Source organism: Streptomyces sp. NPDC111520, assembly GCF_055635295.1.
Genome location: NZ_JBVKBW010000005.1, coordinates 592,096 through 616,313, shown reverse-complemented (window position 1 = coordinate 616,313; position 24,218 = coordinate 592,096). Strand labels below are relative to the sequence as shown.

At 73.2% G+C, this 24,218-nt stretch carries 17 protein-coding genes; 13 read left to right on the top strand and 4 right to left on the bottom strand.

All coding sequences use genetic code 11. The features are described 5' to 3' along the window. The 9 genes from ACZ7MY_RS14960 to ACZ7MY_RS14920 all read left to right on the top strand — a co-directional run. A partial coding sequence (locus tag ACZ7MY_RS14960; protein WP_499601981.1) for a HAMP domain-containing protein occupies positions 1–4,204 on the top strand: 4,204 nt, incomplete at its 5' end. 269 nt (positions 4,205–4,473) lie between these two features. Beyond that, entirely contained in the window at positions 4,474–5,154 is a 681-nt protein-coding gene (locus tag ACZ7MY_RS14955) for a response regulator (protein ID WP_499601980.1), read from the top strand. A gap of 114 nt (positions 5,155–5,268) precedes the next feature. Next, a complete protein-coding gene (locus tag ACZ7MY_RS14950) occupies positions 5,269–7,911 on the top strand; it encodes a DNA translocase FtsK (protein ID WP_499601979.1) in 2,643 nt (880 codons plus the stop codon). Between the two features lie 220 nt (positions 7,912–8,131). After that, a complete protein-coding gene (locus ACZ7MY_RS14945) occupies positions 8,132–8,932 on the top strand; it encodes a helix-turn-helix domain-containing protein (protein ID WP_499601978.1) in 801 nt (266 codons plus the stop codon). Between the two features lie 113 nt (positions 8,933–9,045). Further along, positions 9,046–10,530, top strand: coding sequence for a 30S ribosomal protein S12 methylthiotransferase RimO (rimO, locus tag ACZ7MY_RS14940; protein ID WP_499601977.1), 1,485 nt, complete (start codon positions 9,046–9,048; stop codon positions 10,528–10,530). Next, a complete protein-coding gene (gene pgsA, locus ACZ7MY_RS14935; protein ID WP_499601976.1) occupies positions 10,527–11,264 on the top strand; it encodes a CDP-diacylglycerol--glycerol-3-phosphate 3-phosphatidyltransferase in 738 nt (245 codons plus the stop codon). The genes rimO and pgsA overlap by 4 nt, the downstream gene beginning before the upstream one ends. Beyond that, the gene (locus ACZ7MY_RS14930; RefSeq protein ID WP_499601975.1) at positions 11,261–11,803 is read left to right on the top strand and encodes a CinA family protein; all 543 of its coding nucleotides are present in this window, start codon (positions 11,261–11,263) and stop codon (positions 11,801–11,803) included. Before pgsA ends, ACZ7MY_RS14930 begins: the two co-directional genes overlap by 4 nt. A 94-nt stretch (positions 11,804–11,897) precedes the next feature. Beyond that, positions 11,898–12,281 carry a helix-turn-helix domain-containing protein gene (locus tag ACZ7MY_RS14925; RefSeq protein WP_089228334.1) on the top strand — a complete coding sequence of 128 codons (384 nt, stop codon included), beginning with the start codon at positions 11,898–11,900 and terminating at the stop codon, positions 12,279–12,281. Positions 12,282–12,522: 241 nt separating this feature from the next. Next, positions 12,523–12,993, top strand: coding sequence for a Dps family protein (locus ACZ7MY_RS14920; RefSeq protein WP_499601974.1), 471 nt, complete (start codon positions 12,523–12,525; stop codon positions 12,991–12,993). A 568-nt stretch (positions 12,994–13,561) separates the two neighbouring features. On the opposite strand, the gene ACZ7MY_RS14915 is transcribed toward ACZ7MY_RS14920, so the two are convergent. The 3 genes from ACZ7MY_RS14915 to ACZ7MY_RS14905 are packed head-to-tail and all read right to left on the bottom strand — an operon-like array spanning position 13,562 to position 19,964. Continuing rightward, positions 13,562–14,359 carry an SDR family NAD(P)-dependent oxidoreductase gene (locus ACZ7MY_RS14915; RefSeq protein WP_499601973.1) on the bottom strand — a complete coding sequence of 266 codons (798 nt, stop codon included), beginning with the start codon at positions 14,357–14,359 and terminating at the stop codon, positions 13,562–13,564. A gap of 36 nt (positions 14,360–14,395) precedes the next feature. Further along, positions 14,396–15,223: a DNA-formamidopyrimidine glycosylase family protein gene (locus tag ACZ7MY_RS14910; protein WP_499601972.1), complete on the bottom strand. Its 828-nt coding sequence runs from the start codon at positions 15,221–15,223 to the stop codon at positions 14,396–14,398. 31 nt (positions 15,224–15,254) lie between these two features. Then, positions 15,255–19,964, bottom strand: a complete 4,710-nt coding sequence (locus tag ACZ7MY_RS14905; protein ID WP_499601971.1) for an ATP-dependent helicase — start codon at positions 19,962–19,964, stop codon at positions 15,255–15,257. Between the two features lie 109 nt (positions 19,965–20,073). Here ACZ7MY_RS14905 and ACZ7MY_RS14900 point away from each other — a divergent pair, with 109 nt between their 5' ends. The 4 genes from ACZ7MY_RS14900 to ACZ7MY_RS14885 are packed head-to-tail and all read left to right on the top strand — an operon-like array spanning position 20,074 to position 23,239. Further along, complete coding sequence (locus tag ACZ7MY_RS14900; protein WP_499601970.1) at positions 20,074–20,922, top strand: AraC family transcriptional regulator; 849 nt, start codon at positions 20,074–20,076, stop codon at positions 20,920–20,922. Positions 20,923–20,947: 25 nt separating this feature from the next. Next, positions 20,948–21,664: an AzlC family ABC transporter permease gene (locus tag ACZ7MY_RS14895; RefSeq protein ID WP_499602015.1), complete on the top strand. Its 717-nt coding sequence runs from the start codon at positions 20,948–20,950 to the stop codon at positions 21,662–21,664. Further along, the gene (locus ACZ7MY_RS14890) at positions 21,661–21,969 is read left to right on the top strand and encodes an AzlD domain-containing protein (RefSeq protein ID WP_499601969.1); all 309 of its coding nucleotides are present in this window, start codon (positions 21,661–21,663) and stop codon (positions 21,967–21,969) included. Before ACZ7MY_RS14895 ends, ACZ7MY_RS14890 begins: the two co-directional genes overlap by 4 nt. A gap of 49 nt (positions 21,970–22,018) precedes the next feature. Then, positions 22,019–23,239 carry a PucR family transcriptional regulator gene (locus tag ACZ7MY_RS14885; protein ID WP_499601968.1) on the top strand — a complete coding sequence of 407 codons (1,221 nt, stop codon included), beginning with the start codon at positions 22,019–22,021 and terminating at the stop codon, positions 23,237–23,239. 6 nt (positions 23,240–23,245) lie between these two features. Here ACZ7MY_RS14885 and ACZ7MY_RS14880 read toward each other — a convergent pair whose 3' ends face one another. Next, positions 23,246–24,148, bottom strand: coding sequence for a hypothetical protein (locus ACZ7MY_RS14880; RefSeq protein WP_499601967.1), 903 nt, complete (start codon positions 24,146–24,148; stop codon positions 23,246–23,248). Positions 24,149–24,218: the final 70 nt, after the last annotated feature.

Sequence of the window (24,218 nt, the reverse complement as noted above, 5' to 3'; positions counted from 1 at the left end):
CATCGCGCAGGTGACGACGGCGGTCGCCAACGGCGACCTGTCGCAGAAGGTCACGGTGGACGTCTCCGGCGAGATGCTGGAGCTGAAGAACACCGTCAACACGATGGTGGACCAGCTGTCGGCCTTCGGTGCCGAGGTGACCCGGGTGGCGCGTGAGGTAGGCGTCGAGGGCGAGCTGGGCGGCCAGGCGCAGGTGCCGGGTGCGGCGGGTCTGTGGAAGGACCTCACCGATTCGGTGAACACCGCGTTCCGCAACCTGACCGGCCAGGTCCGCAACATCGCGCAGGTGACGACGGCGGTCGCCAACGGCGACCTGTCGCAGAAGGTCACGGTGGACGTCTCCGGCGAGATGCTGGAGCTGAAGAACACCGTGAACCGCATGGTGGACCAGCTGTCCTCGTTCGCCGGACAGGTCACGCGCATGGCCCGGGACGTGGGCACGGAGGGCCGCCTCGGCGGTCAGGCCCGGGTCGACGGCGTCAGCGGCGTGTGGAAGGAGCTGACGGACTCCGTCAACTTCATGGCGGGCAACCTCACCTCGCAGGTGCGCCAGATCGCCCAGGTGACGACGGCGGTGGCCCGCGGTGACCTCTCCCAGAAGGTCGACGTCGACGCGCGCGGCGAGATCCTGGAGCTGAAGAACACCATCAACACGATGGTCGACCAGCTGTCCTCGTTCGCCGAGCAGGTGACCCGGGTGGCCCGCGAGGTGGGCACCGAGGGCCGGCTCGGCGGCCAGGCGCAGGTGCCGGGCGTCGCCGGCGTGTGGCGGGACCTCACCGACTCCGTGAACGGCATGGCGGGCAACCTGACCGCCCAGGTCCGCAACATCGCCCAGGTGGCGACCGCGGTGGCCCGCGGTGACCTCTCCCAGAAGATCGACGTCGACGCGCGCGGCGAGATCCTGGAGCTCAAGAACGTCCTCAACACGATGGTCGACCAGCTGTCGTCCTTCGCCGAGCAGGTGACCCGGGTGGCCCGCGAGGTGGGCACCGAGGGCATCCTGGGCGGCCAGGCCGAGGTGAAGGGCGTGTCGGGCACCTGGAAGGACCTCACGCAGTCCGTCAACTTCATGGCGAACAACCTCACCATGCAGGTCCGCAACATCGCCGAGGTCACCACCGCGGTCGCCCAGGGCGACCTGTCCAAGAAGATCACCGTCGACGCCAAGGGCGAGATCCTCGCCCTGGTCACCACCGTCAACACGATGGTCGACCAGCTCTCCGCCTTCGGTGACGAGGTGACCCGGGTGGCCCGCGAGGTGGGCACCGAGGGTCAGCTGGGCGGCCAGGCGCGGGTGCGCGACGTCTCCGGCATCTGGAAGGACCTCACCGACAACGTCAACCTGATGGCCAACAACCTGACCAGCCAGGTGCGTTCGATCTCCTCCGTCGCCACCGCCGTCGCCAACGGCGACCTCACCAAGAAGATCACCGTCGAGGCGCGCGGCGAGGTCGCCCAGCTCGCCGAGACCATCAACACGATGGTCGACACGCTCTCCGCCTTCGGTGACGAGGTGACCCGGGTGGCCCGCGAGGTGGGCACCGACGGCATCCTCGGCGGCCAGGCCCGCGTGCCGGGCGTGTCCGGCTCGTGGAAGGACCTGACCGAGTCGGTGAACAACATGGCCTCCAACCTGACCGGCCAGGTCCGCAACATCGCCATGGTCACCACCGCGGTGGCCCGCGGCGACCTGTCCAAGAAGATCGACGTCGACGCGCACGGCGAGATCCTGGAGCTGAAGACGACCATCAACACGATGGTCGACCAGCTGTCGGCCTTCGGTGACCAGGTGACCCGGGTGGCCCGCGAGGTGGGCACCGAGGGCCGCCTGGGCGGCCAGGCGCGCGTGCCGGGCGTCTCGGGCATCTGGAAGGACCTCACCGAATCGGTGAACCTGATGGCGAACAACCTGACCCGTCAGGTGCGCAACATCGCCCAGGTGGCCACCGCGGTGACCCGCGGCGACCTCAACATCCGTACGGACGTGGACGCGGCGGGCGAGATCCTGGAGCTCCAGGACTACATCAACACCATGATCGTCAGGCTCCGCGAGACCACGCTCGCCAACAAGGAGCAGGACTGGCTCAAGGGCAACCTCGCCCGCATCTCCGGTCTGATGCAGGGCCGCCGCGACCTCAACGACGTGGCGGCGCTCATCATGAGCGAGCTGACCCCGGTGGTCTCCGCCCAGCACGGCGCCTTCTTCATCGCGGAGGAGCCCTCCGGCGGGGAGGAGATCGACGAGGGCTACGAGCTGCGGCTGAGCGGCTCGTACGGCTTCTCCAAGCGGACGATGCCGACCGTCTTCCTGCCCGGTGAGGGCCTGATCGGCACGGCCGCGGTCGAGAAGCGCTCCATCCTGGTGGAGGACGTGCCGCCGGGTTACCTGAGGATCTCCTCCGGCCTCGGCGAGGCGCCGCCGGCCCACGTCATCGTGCTTCCGGTGGTGTTCGAGGACCGGGTGCTGGGCGTGATGGAGCTGGCCTCCTTCCAGCCGCTCACGCAGATCCAGAAGGACTTCCTCGGCCAGATCACCGACATGATCGCGGTCAGCGTGAACACCATCAGCGTGAACACCAAGACCGAGTACCTGCTGGAGCAGTCGCAGGAGCTGACCGAGCAGCTGCGGGAGCGGTCGGCGGAGCTGGAGAGTCGGCAGAAGCAGCTGGAGATCTCCAACACGGAGCTGGAGGAGAAGGCGGAGCTGCTGGCCCGCCAGAACCGGGACATCGAGGTGAAGAACACCGAGATCGAGGAGGCCCGGCAGGTCCTGGAGGAGCGCGCCGAGCAGCTGGCGGTCTCGATGCGCTACAAGTCCGAGTTCCTGGCCAACATGTCGCACGAGCTGCGCACCCCGCTCAACTCGCTGCTCATCCTGGCCAAGCTGCTCGCGGACAACGCCGAGGGCAACCTCTCCCCGAAGCAGGTCGAGTTCGCCGAGACGATCCACGGCGCCGGCTCGGACCTGCTGCAGCTCATCAACGACATCCTGGACCTGTCCAAGGTCGAGGCGGGCAAGATGGACGTCAGCCCGACCCGCATCGCCCTCGTGCAGCTGGTCGACTACGTGGAGGCCACCTTCCGCCCGCTCACCGCGGAGAAGGGCCTGGACTTCTCGGTGCGGGTCTCCCCGGAGCTGCCCGCCACGCTCCACACCGACGAGCAGCGGCTGCTGCAGGTGCTGCGCAACCTGCTGTCGAACGCGGTGAAGTTCACCGACAGCGGCTCCGTCGAGCTGGTCATCCGGCCGGCCGGTCCCGACGTGCCGCAGGCGATCCGGGAGCAGTTGCTGGAGTCCGGCTCGCTGCGGGGCGCGGACGAGCCGCTGATCGCCTTCTCGGTGACCGACACGGGCATCGGCATCGCCGCGAGCAAGATGCGGGTCATCTTCGAGGCGTTCAAGCAGGCGGACGGCACCACCAGCCGCAAGTACGGCGGTACGGGCCTGGGCCTGTCCATCAGCCGGGAGATCGCCCGGCTGCTCGGCGGCGAGATCCATGCCGACAGCCAGCCCGGCCGCGGCTCGACCTTCACCCTCTACCTGCCGCTCAACACCACGGAACTGCCGCCCCAGGGCTACCCGCAGCTCCCCGGCGGCGAGGCCGCGGAACTCGAAGGGGCGCCGCCCGAGCCGCTGCACGCCCCCGCCCACGGCCACGTCGCCGTACGCGGGCGGGGCGCGGGCAGCAGCCTGGCGCGGCTGCGCCGGCGTTCGGCGGCGCAGCGGCCCGCGGCGGCCCCGGGGCCGGTCGAGCGCACCGCGCTGCCCGAGTCGTGGGTGGAGGGCGCGCACAGCGACGCGTACACCGGCTTCGCGGGCGGGTTCAGCGGTGAGAAGGTGCTCATCGTCGACGACGACATCCGCAACGTCTTCGCCCTGACCAGCGTGCTGGAACAGCACGGGCTGACCGTGCTGTACGCCGAGAACGGCCGGGAGGGGATCGAGGTCCTGGAGCAGCACGACGACGTCGCGGTGGTCCTGATGGACATCATGATGCCCGAGATGGACGGTTACGCGACCACGGCGGCGATCCGCAGGATGCCCCAGTTCGCCGGGTTGCCGATCATCGCGCTGACGGCGAAGGCGATGAAGGGCGACCGGGAGAAGAGCATCGAGTCCGGGGCGTCCGACTACGTGGCCAAGCCGGTGGACACCGACCACCTCCTCGCGGTGATGGAGCAGTGGATGCAGTCCAGGTGACGCCGCGTCGGCGCCACGTTGGGTGACCGACGGGGCAACGGACGGTGAATGTCCATGACTCGGCGTGTGTGAAGAGGTGTGGGAGTGCGGGATTCTGGGAACCTTCTGGTCTCCGCTTGCGTTTCTGCTACGTGCACAGTGACATGGCGGTGACAGGGTGTGGCGGACAGCGGGGTGCGGCTACCATGACCGGCACAAGGACGGGCGGCACTCAGGAGTCGTCCATGGGGGCGGCGACCGGTGCAGTGCCGGGGCGAGGAGGGCGGGCCATGGTGCAGAAGGCCAAGATCCTCCTGGTCGATGACCGGCCGGAGAATCTGCTGGCGCTGGAGGCCATCCTCTCCGCGCTCGATCAGACCCTGGTGCGGGCATCGTCCGGGGAGGAAGCGCTCAAGGCGCTGCTCACCGACGACTTCGCGGTGATCCTGCTCGACGTCCAGATGCCGGGCATGGACGGCTTCGAGACCGCCGCGCACATCAAGCGGCGCGAGCGCACCCGCGACATCCCGATCATCTTCCTGACCGCCATCAACCACGGGCCGCACCACACCTTCCGCGGTTACGCGGCCGGCGCGGTGGACTACATCTCCAAGCCCTTCGACCCGTGGGTGCTGCGCGCGAAGGTCTCGGTCTTCGTCGAGCTCTACATGAAGAACTGCCAGTTGCGCGAGCAGGCCGCCCTGCTCCGGCTGCAGCTGGAACAGGGCGCCCGCTCCGGCGGCAACGGCGCCAAGGAGCCCGTCGGCCTGCTCGCCGAGCTCTCCGCGCGGCTCGCCGCCGTGGAGGAGCAGGCGGAGGCGCTGTCCAAGCAGCTGGACGAGTCCGCGGACGCCGCGGCGGTGGCCACCGCCGCGCACCTGGAGCGCAAGCTGACCGGGCTGCGCCGCGCGCTGGACGCGCTGGAGCCGGGCACGGGCGGCGGCGACAAGAAGATTCCCCCGCAAGAGTGAAGCGTGTGCGCCAGTTGATGCAGGGTCATCCTTGGCGCACCAGGGGCACGACACGAATGGCGGTATGCGTGGCCACACGTGTCGTGTGCGGGGCGGAACGGTAACCTCACCACCATGGCCTCACGTACGTCCGGCACCGCCAAGAAGGCTGCCGCCAAACCTGCGGCCAAGCCCGCGGCGAAGAAGGCCCCCGCGAAGAAGGCGGCGGCGGCCAAGAAGCCGCCTGCCAAGGCGGCGGCGGCCAAACCCGCGCCGAAGGCCGCGCCGTCCCCGACCGGGGGCGTCTACCGGCTCGCACGGGCGGTGTGGCTCGGCCTGGCGCACACCGTGGGCGCCCTCTTCCGCGGCGTCGGGCGCGGCGCGCGCGGGCTCGACCCGGCGCACCGCAAGGACGGGCTGGCGCTGCTGCTGCTCGGCCTCGCGCTGGTCGTGGCCACCGGTACCTGGTCGGACCTGCGCGGTCCGGTGGGCGACCTCGTCGAAATACTGATCACCGGGCTGTTCGGACGGCTGGACCTGCTCGTGCCGTTCCTCGTCGGGGCCATCGTGTGGCGGTTGATGCGCCATCCGCAGAAGTCCGAGGCCAACGGACGCATCGTCATCGGCCTGACCACCCTCAGCGTCGGCGTGCTGGGGCTGGTGCACATCGGCTGCGGTGCCCCCGGCCGCAGCCAGGGCGCCGACGCGATCCGCGACGCCGGCGGTCTGATCGGCTGGGCGGCGTCCGCGCCGCTGGACTACACCGTCGGCGCGCCGCTCGCGGTGGCGCTGCTGGCGCTGCTCACCTTCTTCGGGCTGCTGGTCACCACCGCGACCCCGGTCAACTCCATTCCCCGGCGGCTGCGCGAACTCGGCATCCGGCTGGGCCTGGTGGAGGAGGAGGGCACCACGCCGGCGGAGGACGACGCCGTGCCCTTCAGCGACCTGCTGGAGGAGGAGACCGGCTCCCGGGACGGCGGGGAGGGGTCGCGCCGCCGCTCCTCCAGGCGCCGCCAGGAGCGGACGGACCTGCCCGATCTCACGCCCGGCGACGGCCTGGACGCGGTCGGCCTCGCCTACGGTGTCGCCGCCGACCTCGACGGTGCCCTCACCTACGGTGTGCCCGGCTCCTCGGTCGTGGCGGACCTCGTCAGCCAGTCCCTGCCGCAACGCCGGGACACCGCGGAGGAAGGCGCCGGCGAGGACACCGCGGGCCCCTCCGTGCCCGACCTCACCAAGGCCGCCGCGCCCGAGCAGGGCGCGCCGCTGCCGCCGCGCGCCGAGCAACTCCAGTTGTCCGGCGACATCACCTACGGCCTGCCCTCCCTGGACCTGCTGGAGCGCGGCGGTCCCGGGCGCACCCGAAGCGCCGCCAACGACGCCGTGGTCGAGTCGCTGACGAGCGTCTTCTCCCAGTTCAAGGTGGACGCCCGGGTCACCGGGTTCACCCGCGGCCCGACGGTGACGCGTTACGAGGTGGAACTCGGCCAGGCCGTCAAGGTCGAGCGGATCACGGCGCTGGCCAAGAACATCGCCTACGCCGTGGCCAGTCCGGACGTGCGGATCATCAGCCCGATCCCCGGCAAGTCGGCGGTCGGCATCGAGATCCCCAACAGCGACCGGGAGATGGTCAACCTCGGCGACGTGCTGCGCTCGGCGGACGCCGCCGGCGAGGAGCACCCGATGACGGTGGGCCTCGGCAAGGACGTCGAGGGCGGCTACGTCATGGCCAACCTCGCGCGCATGCCGCACATCCTCGTCGCGGGGGCCACCGGGTCCGGCAAGTCGTCCTGCATCAACTGCCTGATCACCTCGATCCTGGCGCGTGCCACGCCCGACGAGGTGCGGATGGTCCTGGTGGACCCCAAGCGCGTCGAGCTGACCGCGTACGAGGGCATCCCGCACCTCATCACCCCGATCATCACCAACCCCAAGCGGGCGGCCGAGGCGCTGCAGTGGGTCGTGCGCGAGATGGACCTGCGCTACGACGACCTGGCCGCCTACGGCTTCCGGCACATCGACGACTTCAACGCGGCCGTGCGCAGCGGCAAGGCGAAGCCGCCGGAGGGCAGTGAGCGCGAGCTCTCCCCGTACCCCTACCTGCTGGTGATCGTGGACGAGCTCGCCGACCTGATGATGGTCGCGCCGCGGGACGTGGAGGACGCGATCGTCCGCATCACCCAGCTCGCCCGGGCCGCCGGCATCCACCTGGTGCTCGCCACCCAGCGGCCCAGCGTGGACGTCGTCACGGGTCTCATCAAGGCCAACGTGCCCTCCCGGCTGGCCTTCGCGACCTCCTCCCTCGCCGACAGCCGGGTCATCCTCGACCAGGCCGGCGCCGAGAAGCTGATCGGAAAGGGCGACGGGCTGTTCCTGCCCATGGGCGCGAACAAGCCGGTGCGCATGCAGGGCGCCTTCGTCACCGAGGACGAGATCCACGCCCTCGTCGCCCACTGCAAGGCGCAGTTGACGCCCGCCTACCGCGACGACGTGGTCGTCGGCTCGGGGCCGAAGAAGGAGATCGACGAGGAGATCGGCGACGACCTGGACCTGTTGTGCCAGGCCGCGGAACTCGTCGTCTCCACGCAATTCGGCTCGACTTCGATGCTCCAGCGCAAACTGCGTGTCGGCTTCGCGAAAGCGGGCAGGCTCATGGACCTGATGGAATCGCGCGGGATCGTCGGCCCCAGCGAGGGGTCTAAGGCCCGCGACGTACTGGTCAAGCCGGACGAGATGGACGGAGTGCTCGCCGTGCTCCGCGGCGAGGCCGGTTCGTAGCCATTCCGTGGCTCACTCGTAAGTGGGCTGGACGCAACCGTTGCTCCCGCCCGGACGTCAAGTTAGTGCAGGGGGAAGGCGTATGGCCGACTGTCATCGGCGCCGGGAGAGACGGCAATCCTGATGGCGGACAAACAACGCCCGCCCGCTTGCCCGTCCTTTTGCACACCCCCCTAGACTGAGTCTCCAGCAGGTGGCTACACGCTCGAAAGGCGCCCCCGTGTCCATCGGCAACCCGCCCCCCGACGACCGGATCCCGGTCGGTCGTGCCCTCGCCCAGGCCCGCGTCGCCGCGGGCCTGACCGTCGACGAGGTCAGCAACACCACGCGTGTGCGCGCGCCCATCGTGCACGCGATCGAGCAGGACGATTTCTCCCGCTGCGGCGGCGACGTGTACGCCCGCGGCCACATCCGGGCGATCGCACGCGCCGTGGGCCTCGATCCCGAGGCCCTGATCGAGCAGTTCTCGGCGGAGCACGGCAGTGCGCCCGCCCCGACCCCCGTGGCGCCGCTGTACGAGGCGGAGCGGATGCGTTCCGAGCCGCGTCGCCCCAACTGGACCGCCGCCATGGTGGCGGCGATCGTCGCCGTCGTCGGCTTCGTCGGATTCACCCTCTTCAGCGGGGGCGAGGACGGCGGCAAGGAGCCGGTGGCGGGCAAGCCGAGCGCGGCGAGCCCGGCGGCCACCCCGTCCGGTGACCGCACGAGCACCGCGCCGAGGCCCGAGGAGTCCGACAGCGCGATCGCGGCCGCCCCGGCGGACAAGGTCACCGTCAAGCTCACCGCCCCCGACGCCAAGAGCTGGATCCAGGCGGTGGACAGCAACGGAAGGCAGCTCTTCCAGGGCAGCCTGGAGGCGGGCGACTCCAAGACCTTCACCGACAAGAGCAAGATCAACCTGATCATCGGCAACGCGGGCGCGGTCAACCTCTTCGTCAACGGCAAGGACCTCGGCCCGGCGGGTGACCCCGGTCAGGTCCAGCGCCTCACCTTCACCCCCGGCGACCCGGAAGCAGGGTGACGCCCGGTTCCACGGGCGCGCACGGCACGGCGGCGCCCGGCGCGGGACACCAGTCCCCGCGCCGGGCGCCGCTGCGCGTCGGAGCCCCGTCAGGGACAAAGTAGGCTGAGCCTATGTCCGAACCCCGTACCGTCGCTCTTGTCACGCTCGGCTGCGCCCGTAACGAGGTGGATTCCGAGGAGCTCGCCGGCCGTCTGGCGGCGGACGGGTGGCAGCTCGTCGAGGACGCCGCCGTCGCAGACGTGGCCGTCGTGAACACCTGTGGCTTCGTCGAGGCCGCCAAGAAGGACTCCGTCGACGCCCTGCTGGAGGCCAACGACCTCAAGGGCCGGGGGCGCACCCAGGCCGTCGTCGCGGTCGGCTGCATGGCCGAGCGCTACGGCAAGGAGCTGGCCGAGGCCCTGCCCGAGGCCGACGGCGTGCTCGGCTTCGACGACTACGCGAACATCTCCGACCGCCTGCAGACGATCCTCTCCGGCGGCGTCCACGCCTCGCACACCCCGCGTGACCGCCGCAAGCTGCTGCCGATCAGCCCGGCCGCCCGGCAGGCCGCCGGCGAGGTCGCGCTGCCCGGCCACGCGCAGACCGCCGAGGAGCCCGCTCCCGCCCCCGAGGACCTGCCCGAGGGCGTCGCCCCCGCCTCGGGGCCGCGTGCCCCGCTCCGCCGCCGTCTGGACAGCAGTCCGGTCGCCTCGGTGAAGCTCGCCTCCGGCTGCGACCGCCGCTGCTCCTTCTGCGCCATCCCGTCCTTCCGGGGGTCGTTCATCTCCCGCCGCCCCTCGGACGTCCTCGGCGAGACCCGCTGGCTGGCCGAGCAGGGCGTCAAGGAGGTCATGCTGGTCAGCGAGAACAACACCTCGTACGGCAAGGACCTCGGCGACATCCGGCTGCTGGAGACGCTGCTGCCGGAACTGGCCGCCGTCGACGGCATCGAGCGGATCCGGGTCAGCTACCTGCAGCCGGCAGAGATGCGCCCGGGCCTGATCGACGTGCTGACCTCGACGCCGAAGGTCGCCCCGTACTTCGACCTGTCCTTCCAGCACTCCGCCCCCGGGGTGCTGCGCGCGATGCGCCGCTTCGGCGACACCGGGCGCTTCCTGGAGCTGCTGGACACCATCCGCTCCAAGGCGCCGGAGGCCGGGGTCCGCTCCAACTTCATCGTCGGCTTCCCGGGCGAGTCCGAGGCGGACCTGGAGGAGCTGGAGCGCTTCCTCGGCGCCGCAAGACTGGACGCCATCGGCGTCTTCGGCTACTCCGACGAGGAGGGCACGGAGGCGGCCGGCTACGAGGACAAGCTCGACGAGGACGTGGTCGCCGAGCGGCTGGCCCGGGTGTCCCGGCTGGCCGAGGAGCTGACCGCGCAGCGTGCCGAGGAGCGGCTGGGCTCGACGGTGCAGGTGCTCGTCGAGTCCGTCGACGAGGAGGAGGGGGCGGTCGGCCGGGGCGCCCACCAGGCGCCGGAGACCGACGGCCAGGTCGTCCTGACCTCCCACGCGGGCCTGGCGCCCGGTACGTTCGTCGCGGCGAAGGTGGTGGACACCGAAGGCGTCGACCTCGTCGCGGAGCCGCTCGGCACGACGGAGGAGGCGCGCAGATGACGGGAGTCCCGGCGTCCGCCGCCGGCGACCACCGGTCCGCACCCGCCGTCCCGGCGACCGCGGTCCGGCGGCCGTCGCTGTGGAACATCGCCAACGTCCTGACGATGGTGCGGCTGCTGCTGGTGCCGGGCTTCGTCGCGCTGCTGGTGCACGAGGACGGCCACGACCCGGCCTGGCGCTCCTTCGCGTGGGCCGCGTTCGCCATCGCCATGATCACCGACCTCTTCGACGGCGAGCTGGCCCGCCGCTACGGGCTGGTCACCGACTTCGGCAAGATCGCCGACCCGATCGCCGACAAGGCGATCATGGGTGCGGCGCTGATCGGGCTGTCCACCCTCGGGGACCTGCCGTGGTGGGTCACCGCGGTGATCCTCTTCCGTGAGCTGGGCATCACCCTGATGCGGTTCTGGGTGATCCGCTGGGGTGTCATCCCGGCCAGCCGCGGCGGCAAGCTGAAGACGCTCACCCAGGGCGTCGCCGTCGGCATGTACATCCTGGTCCTCACCGGGCCGCTGGCGACGCTGCGGGCGGTGCTGATGGGCGCCGCGGTGGTGCTCACGGTCGTGACGGGCCTGGACTACGTGCGCCAGGCGGTCGTCATGCGCCGGGCCGGGCTCGCGGCGCAGCGCACGGCCGCCGCGCGCCGGGCGGACGGGACTGCGGACGGGACTGAGGGGGAGCCCGCGGACGACGTCCCGCCGGCGCTCCCGGAGGAGCAGGGACAGGGCGCGTGAACGCCGCCGCCGAGGTCCTGGGACTGCTGGAGACGCGGCAGGAGTGGCTCGCCGTCGCCGAGTCGCTGACCGGCGGCCTGGTGGCGGCGGAGCTGACCTCGGTACCGGGCGCCTCCCGGTCCTTCCGCGGCTCGGTCACCGCCTACGCCACTGAGCTCAAGCGGGACGTGCTGGGCGTGGACGGCACGCTGCTGGCCGAACGCGGAGCCGTCGACCCGGACGTCGCGCGGGGGATGGCGGAGGGCGTGCGGCGCGTGCTGCGCGCCGACTGGGGGCTCGCCACCACCGGTGTCGCGGGCCCCGACCCACAGGACGGGCAGCCGGTGGGGACGGTCTTCGTGGCGGTCGCCGGGCCGACCGGCTCGTGGTGCGAGAGACTGCAGTTGAACGGCGACCGTGCCGCCATCCGTACCACCACCGTGAACGCCGTTCTGACCCTCTTGCAGCAGACGCTTCTGACGGGCCGGGGAACACCCGGCGAATCCCCGGCGGCGAAGGGTAGGGAAGACAGCGGGGGGCAGGGATGTTTGCAGCCCTGAGTGAACACGTCATCGCTCCCCGCACGGCCGGTGTCGGAGGCGGTACGGTGGGGCAAGAAGGTTGCGAATTCGCGGTCCGAGGAGGGAGCCACCGATGATTCTGCTCCGTCGCCTGCTCGGTGACGTGCTGCGTCGGCAGCGCCAGCGTCAGGGCCGCACCCTGCGTGAGGTCTCCTCATCCGCCCGGGTCTCCCTGGGCTATCTGTCGGAGGTCGAACGAGGGCAGAAGGAGGCTTCCTCCGAACTGCTCTCCGCGATCTGTGACGCCTTGGACGTCCCGATGTCCGAGGTGATGCGGGAGGTCAGCGACGATCTGGCGCTTGCCGAACTCGCCGAGTCGGCTGCTGTCGAGTCGGCAGCCGCGCCTATGCGGCCGCTGCTGGGCGCGGTTCCGTCCGTACCGTCCGGTCCGGACGAGCGGGTCACCATCAAGGCGCCGAAGGCGCCCACCGAGGCCGTGGACGTCGTCGCGGCCTGAGCGACACCAAGCAGTTCCCCACCGTGGCCCCGGCCGGTGCGCGAACCGGCCGGGGCCACGGCGTGTCCGCGTGCGGGCTGCGTGGGGGCTGCTGTCGGTCTGCGGCCGGTCCGCGGTCGGTGTGCGTACCCGTCTGCGTTCCGGTCCGCGTTTGGCCCGCTGATCCGGGGAAGGCGCCCTTGTGGCGGGGCCGCCGTGGAGGTGGTCCCGCGACACCAGGCAATTCCCGAGGAGGAGCAGCATGACCGTCGTGAAGAGCACGCTGCCCGAGGCCGACCGCAAGATCGTGGGCGAGGCCCTGCAGCACACCCTCAGCGACCTCATCGACCTGTCGCTCGTCGCCAAGCAGGTGCACTGGAACGTGGTCGGGGCACGGTTCCGGTCGGTCCACCTCCAGCTCGACGACGTGGTCACCACCGCGCGGACCTACGCCGACACCGTCGCGGAACGGGCGGCCGCGATCGGGGTGACGCCGGACGGGCGCGCCGGGACGGTGTCCAAGAGCAGCAGGATCGACGAGGTGCCGGACGGCTGGATCAAGGACGAGAAGGTGGTCGCGGTCATGATCGCCGGGCTCGACGCCGTCATCCGGCGGGTGCGCGAGGGGATCGTGGCGACGGAGAAGCCCGATCCCGTGAGCCAGGACATCCTGATCGGCCTCGCCGCCGAGCTCGAGAAGCACCACTGGATGTTCCAGGCCGAGAACGTCTAGGCGGTCGGGTCCGTCGGCTCCGTCGGGTCTGGCGGGTCCGTCCGTGCCCCGGTGTCCGTCGCCGTGGGTTGCCCTCGGGCCGCGGAATGTCGCAGGTAGTAGCCGTACGTGTACTCCTTCCGGGTGAACGTCGTGCGGGGTGGGGCGGCGGAGGTCTAGAGATCTTGTGGGCAGGGGATCGCACCTGTGTACGGGGAAAGCCCGGGATTGGGTCCCTGGTGATTCCCGCCGCAACCTCGGGGCTCCGAAGGAGGCGGCCATGCTTGTTCTCCGCCTGTTTCACGAGCTGTGGGCCCGGCGGCCGGTCCGCTGGGCGATCGCTTTGGTCGCGGGTGTGGTGTGGTGGTGGGCCCTGGTGAGGCTCGTCGTCCAGCCCGCGCAGGCAGGCTCCTTCGAGGGCCTGGTCGTCGCCGGGGGCTGGGGACTGAGCATCGTCCCCCTGCACACGGCGCGGTGGTCACGGGGATCGTCATCCGCCCGCTCCGCCCGCGGGGCGGCCGTCCGTGAGGTTGAGGGCCCGGTGCCGGGAGGGCTGCCGGGAAGACTCCCAGGACCCCGAAGTCAGTCACTACCAGGGCATGACGACGCCCCCGTTGGGGCGCAGGATCTGGCCGGTCGTGAAGGCTGAGGCGTCGGAGGCCAGGAAGAGCACGGTGTGCGCCACGTCCAGCGGGTCGCCCACGCGGCCCAGGGGCGCGGCGCGCACCAGCGCCTCCTCGGCGCGGGCCTGGGCACGCTCGTCGAAGCGGCCGTCCGGGCCGGTGCCGTAGTGGCTCGTCATCGGCGTGCGGACGAAGCCGGGCGCCACGGCGTTGGCCCGGACCCCGCGGGGCCCCAGCTCCGTGGCCAGGGTCCGGGTGAGCTGGACGACGGCGGCCTTGGAGACGCTGTAGCAGAGCAGCCCGCGGGCGCCGGTGTCGATGGCGCCGGAGGCCATGGTGACGATGCTGCCGGCACCGCGCTCCGCCATCGGGCGGGCGGCCTCGCGGGCGCAGTGCAGTACCCCCTTGAAGTTCACCGACAGCACCCGGTCCAGGTCGGCGTCGTCGGTCTCCAGGACGGTGCTGGAGTGCATGACGCCGGCGATGGCCGCCAGTACGTCCAGCCGGCCGTGGGCGGCCACCGTGGCCGCGACGGCCTCCGCCACCTGCGCGCGGTCGGTGACGTCCACGGTGCGGGCCTCCGCCGCGCCGCCGGCCTTCACGGCCAGCTCGGCGGTGTGCCGGACGCCGGGCCCGTCCACGTCCGCGCAGACGACGGTGGCCCCGGCCTGGGCCAGCAGCAGCGCCGAGGCCCTGCCGATCCCGCCGGCGGCGCCGGTGACCAGGGCGGTGCGCCCGGTGAGGTCGTACGCCGGTACGGTCATGCGGCGACGGTACGACCGGATCTGACGGCCCGTCAATCAGTATGACCGTGGCCCCGGGGCGGGCGCGGGCGCGGGTGCGGGACCGCGCTGGCAGCGCGGGCACCAGTACGTCACCCGGGTCTGGCCGGTCGGCCCCAGTTCGGCGGCGCGGATCGCCGTCCCGCAGCGCAGGCACTCGTGCCGGCCGCGGCCGTACACCCAGTGCGTCCGGCCGCGCCGGGTGTCGCCGGTGGTGATGTGGCCGTGCCGGGTCTTGTTGGCCTGCAGCAGTTTCCTGGCGAGCTCGACCATCCGCTCGGGCTCGGCGACCTCGCCGACCGGCATCCAGGGCGTGACGCCGCGCAGGAAGCACAACTCGCATTTGTAGACGTTGCCTATGCCGGCGAGATTGCGCTGGTCCAGCAGCGCGTCCCCGACCGGCCGCGCCGGGTCGGCGGTCAGCCGGCGCAGCGCCTCCTGCGGATCCCAGTCCGGGCCGAGCAGATCCGGGCCGAGGTGGCCGACCGCCCGGTCCTCCTCGGTGGTGCGCAGCAGCTCCAGGACGGGCAGCCGGTAACCGACCGCGACCCGCTCGGCGTTGGCGAGGACCGCCCTGACCTGGTGGTCGGGGCCGCCCCGCCAGCGCTCACCCGGCGCGTACAACTGCCAGGAACCGTCCATGCGCAGGTGCGAGTGGAGGCTCAGCCCGCCCTCGACCCGGATCAGCAGGTGCTTGCCGCGGGCCACGACCTCCTCCACACGGCGTCCCGACAGGTCGGCCGTCGCCAGCCGGGGCACGCGCAGATCGGCCCGGAGCAGCACGTGCCCCGCCAGCGCCCAGTGCAGCCGGTGCGCGGCCAGCCAGATCGTGTCGCCCTCGGGCACGGATCCCCCTGTTCCTGTCTGTGGTTCCCGGTCAGGCCCGCAGCCGTAGGCCGCGGGGTGTCGCGTGGAAGCCGGCCGCCTCCAGGGCGCGGCCGAGCACCGAGGTGAGAGCGGACTCGCCGTTGGTGCGCTCCACCGTGAGCCGGCCGAGCGCGCCGTCCCGTACGGCCAGGGCGAGCGCGTCGGCGGCCGCCTGCAACCGCTCCGCGTCCGCGCCGCCGCCTCCCCCTCCGTCGCCCTCCGCCCCGGACGGGCCGGGCCAGGCCAGCAGCGTCTTGCCGCCGCGTTCCACGTACAGCGTGAGCTCCCCGTCGACCAGGACGACCAGGGCCCCCGCCTTGCGTCCCGGCCGGTGGGTCACCCCCGCGGGCTGCTCGGGCCAGGGCAGGGCGGCACCGTAGGCGTTGGCCGGGTCGGCGGCGGCCAGCACCACGGTGCGGGCCTTGTCGTGCCGGGCGTCCTCGCGATCCCGCGCGTTGCTGATGGCCCGCAGGCGGTCCACGGCCCCGTCCATCGCGAACTGGGCCGCGCCCAGGCCCTCCACGACGTAGCCGCGGCGCGCCTGGCCGGTCTCCTCGAAGGCCGACAGCACGCGGTACGCGGCCGAGAAGCCGCCCTCCACGCCCTCGGCGGCCACCGCGCCCCGGGTGACGACGCCGTGCCGGTCGAGCAGGGTGTGGGTGAGCGCGTGCGCCCGGTGCGTCGCGTCGGACTCCACGGCCGGCACCAGGGACCAGCGACCGGCGGTCGTCGGCGGGCCGCCCCGCGAGGCCGTCACCCGGGGCGCGGGGCGGCCGGTACGCGCCGTGAAGGCGCCGTAGCGGCCGCGGGGCACCGCGCGCGGCGCCCGGTGCGCGGTGGAGCCCGCCGTACGGCCGGAGCCGAGCAGGGCGCGCAGCGGTGCGAGGGTGTCGTTGGTCAGCCGGCCCGACCAGGCCAGTTCCCAGACCACCTCGGCGAGTTCCGGATCGGACAGCTCGTGCCCGGCGGCGCGGACCTGTTCGGAGAGCTGCCGGAAGAACAGTCCGTAGCCGCCGGAGAGCCCGTCCAGGACGGCGTGGTGCACCGGGGAGAGCTCCAGGGGCTGCGGCTGGGGCAGCAGCAGGGGGGCGGTGTCGGCGAGGTACAGCGCCAGCCAGCCGTCCTTGCCCTGCAGGGCGCCGGCCCCGGCCCACACGATCTCGCCCGCCGAGGTGAGCTCGTCCAGCATCGCCGGGGTGTAGTCCGCCACGCGGGCCGGCAGGACGAGCTTCTCCAGGGCCGAGGCGGGCACCGCGGCGCCCTGGAGCTGCTCCACGGCCCGCACCAGGCCGTCGACGCCGCGCAGGCCGTGCGTGCCCACGTGCTGCCACTGCGGCAGGAAGGTGGCCAGGGTGGTCGGCGGCACGGGTTCCAGTTCGTGCCGCAGCGCCGCCAGCGAGCGCCGCCGCAGCCGCCGCAGCACGCCGGCGTCGCACCACTCGTGGCCCGCGCCGCCCGGCCGGAACTCACCCTGGACGACCCGGCCGGACGCGGCGAGCCGGTGCAGGGTGCCGTCGGCGACGGCGGTGCCCAGACCGAAGCGGTGGGCGGCCTCGGCCGAGGTGAACGGGCCGTGGGTACGGGCGTAGCGGGCCAGCAGATCCGCCAGGGGGTCCTTGACGGGCTCGGTGAAGGCCTCCGGCACCCCGACGGGCAGCGCGGTGCCGAGCGCGTCCCGCAGCCGCCCGGCGTCCTCCACGGCGGCCCAGCGGTCGGCGCCCGCGACACGGACCCTGATCGCCCGGCGCGCGCCCTCCAGCCCGGCCGCCCAGCCCGGCTCCGCTCCCCGCGCCGCCAGCTCGGCGTCGTCCAGCGGGCCCAGCACCCGCAGCAGGTCGGCGACGCCCTCGGGGCCCTTGATCCGCCGGTCCTCGGTGAGCCACTGCAGCTCGCTCTCCAGCTCCACCATGACGTCGGCGTCGAGCAGTTCGCGCAGCTCGGCCTGGCCCAGCAGCTCCGCGAGCAGCCGGGAGTCCAGCGAGAGCGCCGCGGCGCGCCGCTCGGCCAGCGGCGAGTCGCCCTCGTACAGGAACTGCGCGACGTAACCGAAGAGCAGCGACTTGGCGAACGGCGACGGCTCGGGCGTCGTCACCTCGACCAGCCGCACCTTGCGGGACTCGATGTCGCCCATCAGCTCGACCAGCCCGGGGACGTCGAAGACGTCCTGCAGGCACTCGCGGACGGCCTCCAGCACGATCGGGAACGAACCGAACTCCGAGGCCACCTGGAGCAACTGCGCGGCCCGCTGGCGCTGCTGCCACAGCGGGGTGCGCCGGCCCGGGTCGCGGCGGGGCAGCAGCAGCGCCCGGGCCGCGCACTCCCGGAAGCGGGACGCGAACAGCGCGGAACCGCCGACCTGGTCGGTGACCAGCTGCTCCACCTCGCCCTTGTCGAAGGCGACGTCCGCGGCACCGACCGGTGACTGCTCCGTGTCGTACTCGGCGCCCTGCCGGGCCGGGTCCACGTCCAGCAGGTCAAGGCCCATCAGGTCCGCGTCCGGCAGGCGCAGCACGATGCCGTCGTCGGCGTGCATCACCTGCGCGTCGAAGCCGTACCGCTCACCGAGCCGGGCGCCCAGCGCGAGCGCCCACGGAGCGTGGACCTGGGCGCCGAAGGGGGAGTGGACGACCACCCGCCAGTCGCCCAGCTCGTCGCGGAAGCGCTCCACCACGATGGTGCGGTCGTCGGGTACGTGGCCGCAGGCCTTGCGCTGTTCCTCCAGGTAGGCCAGCACATTGTCGACCGCCCACGGGTCGAGGCCCGCCGCGGCCAGCCGTGCCCGGCCCTTCTCCGGCGCCAGGGCGGCGACCTCGCGCAGGAAGGCGCCGAGCGCGCGGCCCAGCTCCAGCGGACGGCCCAGCTGGTCGCCCTTCCAGAACGGCAGCCGCCCCGGCACCCCCGGGGCGGGCGAGACCAGCACCCGGTCGCGGGTGATGTCCTCGATCCGCCACGAGGTCGTGCCCAGGGTGAAGACGTCGCCCACCCGGGACTCGTAGACCATCTCCTCGTCCAGCTCACCGACCCGGCCGCCGCCCTTCTTCGGGTCGGCGCCGGCCAGGAACACCCCGAACAGCCCGCGGTCGGGGATCGTGCCGCCCGAGGTGACCGCCAGACGCTGCGCGCCCGGCCGGCCCGACACGGTGTTCGCCACCCGGTCCCACACCACGCGCGGGCGCAGCTCGGCGAAGGCGTCGGACGGGTAGCGCCCGGCCAGCATGTCCAGCACCGCGGTGAACGCCGAGTGCGGCAGCGCCGCGAAGGGCGCGGCCCGGCGCACCACCGCCAGCAGTTCGTCGACGTCCCACGTGTCCAGCGCCGTCATCGCGACCAGTTGCTGCGCCAGGACGTCCAGGGGGTTGGCCGGGACGCGCAGCGCCTCGATGGCGCCCTCCCGCATCCGCTCCGTGACGACAGCCGACTGCACCAGGTCGCCGCGGTACTTGGGGAAGACCACGCCCGTCGAGACCGCCCCCACCTGATGCCCGGCCCGGCCCACCCGCTGCAGCCCGGACGCCACCGACGGCGGCGACTCCACCTGCACGACCAGGTCGACCGCACCCATGTCGATGCCCAGCTCCAGGCTGGACGTGGCGACGACGGCCGGCAGCCGCCCGGCCTTGAGGTCCTCCTCGACCAGGGCGCGCTGCTCCTTGGAGACCGAGCCGTGGTGCGCCCTGGCCAGCACCGGCGGCGCCCCCTGCGCCGCACCGGACTGCGCCATGATCTCCGCGGGCGGCGCCCCCTCGGGCAGGGGCTCGCCGGTGGCCCGCGCGTACGCGATCTCGTTGAGCCGGTTGCACAACCGCTCGGCCAGGCGGCGCGAGTTGGCGAAGACGATGGTGGAGCGGTGGTCCTGCACCAGGTCGGCGATGCGTTCCTCGACGTGCGGCCAGATCGACGGCCGCGGGTCGTCGCCCTCGGTGGCAGGCGAGCCGCCGAGCTCGCCCAGGTCCTCGACGGGGACGACCACCGACAGGTCGAACTCCTTCTGCGACGGCGGCTGGACGACCGTCACCTTGCGCTGCGGCGACAGGAAGCGCGCCACCTCGTCCACCGGGCGGACCGTCGCCGACAGGCCGATCCGCCGCGCGGGGCGCTCCAGCAACTCGTCCAGCCGCTCCAGCGACAGCGCCAGATGCGCGCCCCGCTTCGTCCCGGCGACGGCGTGCACCTCGTCCAGGATCACGGTCTCGACGCCGCGCAACGACTCCCTCGTCGAGGAGGTCAGCATCAGGAACAGCGACTCGGGGGTCGTGATCAGGATGTCCGGCGGGCGGGTCGCGAGCGCGCGCCGCTCGGCGGCCGGGGTGTCGCCCGAGCGGATCCCCACCCGCACCTCCGGCTCCGGCAGCCCCAGCCGTACGGACTCGTGTCGCAGACCCGTCAGCGGGCTGCGCAGGTTCCGCTCCACGTCGACGGCGAGGGCCTTCAGCGGCGACACGTACAGCACGCGGCAGCGGCGCTTGGCCTCGGCGGGCGGTGGCGTCGACGCCAGCCGGTCCAGGGCGGCGAGGAACGCCGCGAGCGTCTTCCCGGAGCCGGTGGGGGCCACCACGAGCACGTCCGACCCGCCGGCGATCGCCCGCCACGCCCCCGCCTGGGCGGCGGTGGGCGCGTTGAAGGCCCCCGTGAACCACGCACGCGTGGCGGGGGCGAACGCGTCGAGGGCCCCCGCGGGATCCTGCTCCTGCGGGGTGCCTCCGGTGCTCCGTCGCGACATGCCATCCATCCTGCCTCGCCGCACTGACAAACCGCCCCCACTCCGTGCCGGCACCGGCTTTCCGGGCGGGACCGGAGGGGACGGGCGGGGGACGGCGCAGAATGGTGCGATGGGGTCGGACGAGCGGGCGCGGTTCTGGAGGCATCCGGGGTTGCCGGACGTCGACCTCCTGCGGGCGCGCTACGTGCGCAAGACCTTCGTCCGGCACACGCACGAGTCCTTTGTGATCGCCGGCATCACCAGGGGCGTCGAGGCCTTCCACCACCACGGCAGGATCGAGCGGGCGGGACCGGGGGCGGTGGCGCTGATCAACCCCGACACCGCGCACACCGGGCACGCCGGGGTGCCCGAGGGGTGGACGTACAGCGTGCTCTACCCGGGGGCGGACGTCGTGGCCTCCGTCGCGGCGGAGACGACGGCGGTCCGCGGGACGGCGGGCTTCGCCGTGGCCGTCGCCGAGGACCCGTACGCCGTGCACCTGGTCACCCAGGTGCTGCGGGCCACCGACCAGGGCAACGCGCTCGCCGCCGACACCATGATGCGGCTCGCCATCGCGCGGCTGCTGCGCGGCCACGGGGGAGCGCTGCCGGAGCGCGTCCCGCTCACCGCGGGCGCCCGCAACGCCGAGCGCGCCCGGCAGATCCTGGAGGCGCGCCTCACCGACCCACCGCCGCTGGCCGAGCTCGCGGCCGGGCTCGGCACCAGCCCCTTCGCGCTGCTGCGCGGCTTCCGCGACCTGTACGGCATGCCGCCGCACGCCTGGCTCACCGACGCCCGGGTGCGCCGCGCCCGGCGTCTGCTGGACGACGGGACGGCTCCGGCCGAGGCCGCGGTGGCCGTGGGCTTCACCGACCAGCCCCATCTGAACCGCCACTTCACGCGGATCGTGGGGGTGCCGCCGGGCGCGTACCAGCGGGAGCGCAAGAACGTACAAGACGGCGCCGAGGGCGCGGCCTAGCGTCGGACGGGTGACCGCAGCACCCCTGGAAGCCGGAGAGCACCGGCAGCAGCCTCCACCGTCCTCCGCCAGACCGCGTTCCGCGGTGGTCCGCGACGCCCTGGGCGTGGGCGTGGCCGTCGGCCTGTCCGGCTTCGCCTTCGGGGTGACCTCGGCCGGGGCCGGGCTGAGCCTTCTGCAGACCTGCGCGCTCAGCCTGCTGGTGTTCACCGGCGCCTCCCAGTTCGCGCTCGTGGGCGCCCTGGGCGCGGGCGGCAGCCCCCTGGCGGCCGCGGCCGGTGCGTTCTTCCTGGGGGTGCGCAACGCCTTCTACGGGCTGCGGCTGTCCGGGCTGCTGCGCCTGCCGCGCGCCGTGCGGCCCCTGGCGGCGCAATGGGTGATCGACGAGACCTCCGCCGTCGCCCTGGCGCAGCCCGACCGGGCGAGCGCCCGCCTGGGCTTCACGGTCACCGGCGCCAGCCTCTACGTGCTGTGGAACCTGACCACGTTCCTGGGCGCGCTGGGCGCCGCCGCTCTGGGCGACCCGGCGGACTGGGGGCTGGACGCGGCCGGACCCGCGGTCTTCCTCGCGCTGCTCGCGCCGATGCTGCGCGGCCGCCGCGAGCGGGCCACGGCGGCGCTCGCCGTGCCGCTCGCCCTGCTGTGCCTGCCCCTGCTGCCCGCGGGGGTGCCCGTCCTGGTCGCCGCCCTGGCCGCGCCCCTCGTCCTGGCCGTGACCCGCCGCAAGGAGGCCGACCGTTGAGCACGTGGATCGCCGTCGGCGTCACGGCCCTGGGCTGCTACGCCGTCAAGCTGCTGGGCCTGTCCGTCCCCGCCGGCTTCCTGGAGCGTCCCGTCGTACGCAGGCTGGCGGCGCTGCTGCCCATCGCCCTGCTGGCCGCCCTCACCGCACTGCAGACCTTCGGGGACGGCCGCGCCCTGGTGCTCGACGCGCGCGCCGCGGGCCTGGCCGCGGCGGGCGTCGCCCTGCTGCTGCGCGCCCCGTTCCTGGTGGTCGTCGCCGTGGCCGTCGTGGTGACCGGAGCGCTGCGGACCGTCACCGGGTGACGGGTTAATGTGACCCGTCACAACACATGCGGCAAGTGGGGGTGGGACGATGGCGGCCGACGCCCTGCCGGTCCTCTCCGACGCGGCCCGGGCCCTGGCGGCGCGCTGCGAGCACAAGGTGAACGAGATCGCCCGCTCCATGACGACGCGTGCCTTCGCCGACCTCCCCGGCTACGCCGAGCTGCCGGCCGACGTCAAGGACGGGGAACTCGCCGCCACCGCACGCCACGGCCTGCGGCTCTTCCTGCGCCGGGTCGTCCACGGCACCCCCGCGGAACGGCCGGAGCGGGGCGACTTCGACCGCTTCAGGGAACGCGCCGCGCAGCGCGCCGAGGAGGGGCTGCCCCTGCACCTGGTGCTGCGCAGCCACCTGCGCGGCACCGCGGTGCTGTGGCGGGCGCTGCGCGAGGTGGCCCGGCCGGGCGAGGAGGCCGCGCTCGCCGAACTCGCCGACCTCCTCATCGGCCTCCAGGAGGGCATCGTCGGCGCCGTCTCCGAGACGTACCTGGACGAGCAGAGCACGCTCGCCGCCGAACGCCGTGAGGAACGCCGCGCCCTGGTGCGGGCGCTGCTCGACGGCACCCTGCCGCCGGAACGGTTCCCCGCCGGGCGGCTGGGCCTGGCGGACGGCGCCCTGGTGCTGGCCCTCCACTTCCCGCCCGAGGACAGCGCCGGCCGTCCCCCGGGCGCCGCGCACCGCAGGCCCCGCCGCGCCCAGGCCGCGCTCGACCGCGCCTTCGGCACCGAGGTCCCGGCCCTGCTCGACGATACCGGCGGCCACGCCGTCGTCCCCGGCCACCGGGCGCCGCCGGGCGGCGACGAAGCGCTGCTCGCCCCGTTGCGCCGCGCCTGCTCCCCGGACGTACGGCTGGCCGCCGTGACGGCCGACCGGCCGGCGGACATCCCCGGCGCGGCCCGCACGGCCTCGGAGGTGCTGCGGGTGGCCCGCGCGGGCGGGCTGCCGCCGGCGCTGCACCGGCTCGACGACGTGCTGCTGGAGTACCACCTCTCCCGGCGCGACGAGAGCAGCGGGCGCATAGCCGCCCTGCTCGACCCGATTGCGGACCGCCAGGACCTGGTCGAGACGCTGCGGACCTACCTCGGCAGCCGACAGGAACGCCGCAGCACTGCCAGGCAGTTGGGGCTGCACCCCAACACCGTCGACAACCGGCTCGCCCGGATCTGCGAACTCACCGGGCTCGACCTCGCCGCGCCGCACGGTACGGCCCTGGCGCTGGCCGCGCTGCTGCTGCGCGACGCCGCCGGGTGAGCGACCTCAGGCCAGGCGCCCGTACGCCCGCAGGGTGAGCAGCGCGTCGAGGGTGACGAGGGGCCGCCACTCGAGCAGCGTCCCGGGGGCCCACGCGGGCCGGCGGGCGGGCCAGCCGCCGTCGTCCCGCTGCGTGTCCGCCAGGAAGTCCAGCGCGCGGTCCATCTCGGCGTCCGTGAACCACTCTCGCGCCGGGGAGTCCGGGGTGCGCGCGTAGTCGTACGCGAAGCGGTGCTCGCCGTCGGGGGACTCGGACGGCGGCGTCCGCTCCCCGTACCGTCCGGGGTCCAGCACGACGAGCCGCTGCTCGCGCACGATCCGCCCCAGCCGTGCCGCGGCCTCCCGGGCCCGCGCGCGGTCGGGCGCGTGGTCCAGGAACGCCATCGCGGCCACGGCCTCGCCGGGATGCGTCTTGTCGAGCGTCTCGATCGCCGCCCAGCAGAAGTCCGTGGCCCGGAACAGCCAGGCGTGCCACACCTCGTTGCGGTGCAGGGCGCCCACCACGGGCCCGGTGGCCAGCAGGTCGCCGGGCGGGCTGTCCACCACCGGCAGCCAGGGGGCGACCGGGAAGCCGCGCAGCGAGGTGTGGAGCGCGGGCAGGGCTCCCTCCGGGGTCGAGACGGCCGTCACGTAGCGGCAGATCCGCTCGGCGCGCTGACCGGCGCACCTGCCGATCTCGTCGAGCACGCGCAGCGCGTGGGCCACGTGCAGGGGCTGGCTGACCGTCCCGCGCAGATCGGGGTCGAGGGCGTGGCCGTAGCCGTCGTCGGCGTTGCGGTACGCGGACAGCGCGGTCTCCACCGCGTCCGCCGGGCCGTTCCGGAAGTGGTACGCGAACCTGCGCTGCTCGAGCACGCGTGCGGTCAACCACACGAAATGCTCGGCGCGTTCTAGCGGGGTTGCTGGCATGTGCGCACAGTAGGCCTCCGTAAGCGCTCTGCACACAGAAGTGCGCAGGGAGCACCCTGGCGTGCGACCA

Coding starts and splice junctions, on each gene's coding strand:
- ACZ7MY_RS14955 (WP_499601980.1), top strand. CDS start 4,474: ATGGTGCAGAAGGCCAAGATCCTCCTGGTCGATGACCGGCCGGAGAAT.
- ACZ7MY_RS14950 (WP_499601979.1), top strand. CDS start 5,269: ATGGCCTCACGTACGTCCGGCACCGCCAAGAAGGCTGCCGCCAAACCT.
- rimO (WP_499601977.1), top strand. CDS start 9,046: ATGTCCGAACCCCGTACCGTCGCTCTTGTCACGCTCGGCTGCGCCCGT.
- pgsA (WP_499601976.1), top strand. CDS start 10,527: ATGACGGGAGTCCCGGCGTCCGCCGCCGGCGACCACCGGTCCGCACCC.
- ACZ7MY_RS14925 (WP_089228334.1), top strand. CDS start 11,898: ATGATTCTGCTCCGTCGCCTGCTCGGTGACGTGCTGCGTCGGCAGCGC.
- ACZ7MY_RS14920 (WP_499601974.1), top strand. CDS start 12,523: ATGACCGTCGTGAAGAGCACGCTGCCCGAGGCCGACCGCAAGATCGTG.
- ACZ7MY_RS14915 (WP_499601973.1), bottom strand. CDS start 14,359: ATGACCGTACCGGCGTACGACCTCACCGGGCGCACCGCCCTGGTCACC.
- ACZ7MY_RS14905 (WP_499601971.1), bottom strand. CDS start 19,964: ATGTCGCGACGGAGCACCGGAGGCACCCCGCAGGAGCAGGATCCCGCG.
- ACZ7MY_RS14900 (WP_499601970.1), top strand. CDS start 20,074: ATGGGGTCGGACGAGCGGGCGCGGTTCTGGAGGCATCCGGGGTTGCCG.
- ACZ7MY_RS14885 (WP_499601968.1), top strand. CDS start 22,019: ATGGCGGCCGACGCCCTGCCGGTCCTCTCCGACGCGGCCCGGGCCCTG.
- ACZ7MY_RS14880 (WP_499601967.1), bottom strand. CDS start 24,148: ATGCCAGCAACCCCGCTAGAACGCGCCGAGCATTTCGTGTGGTTGACC.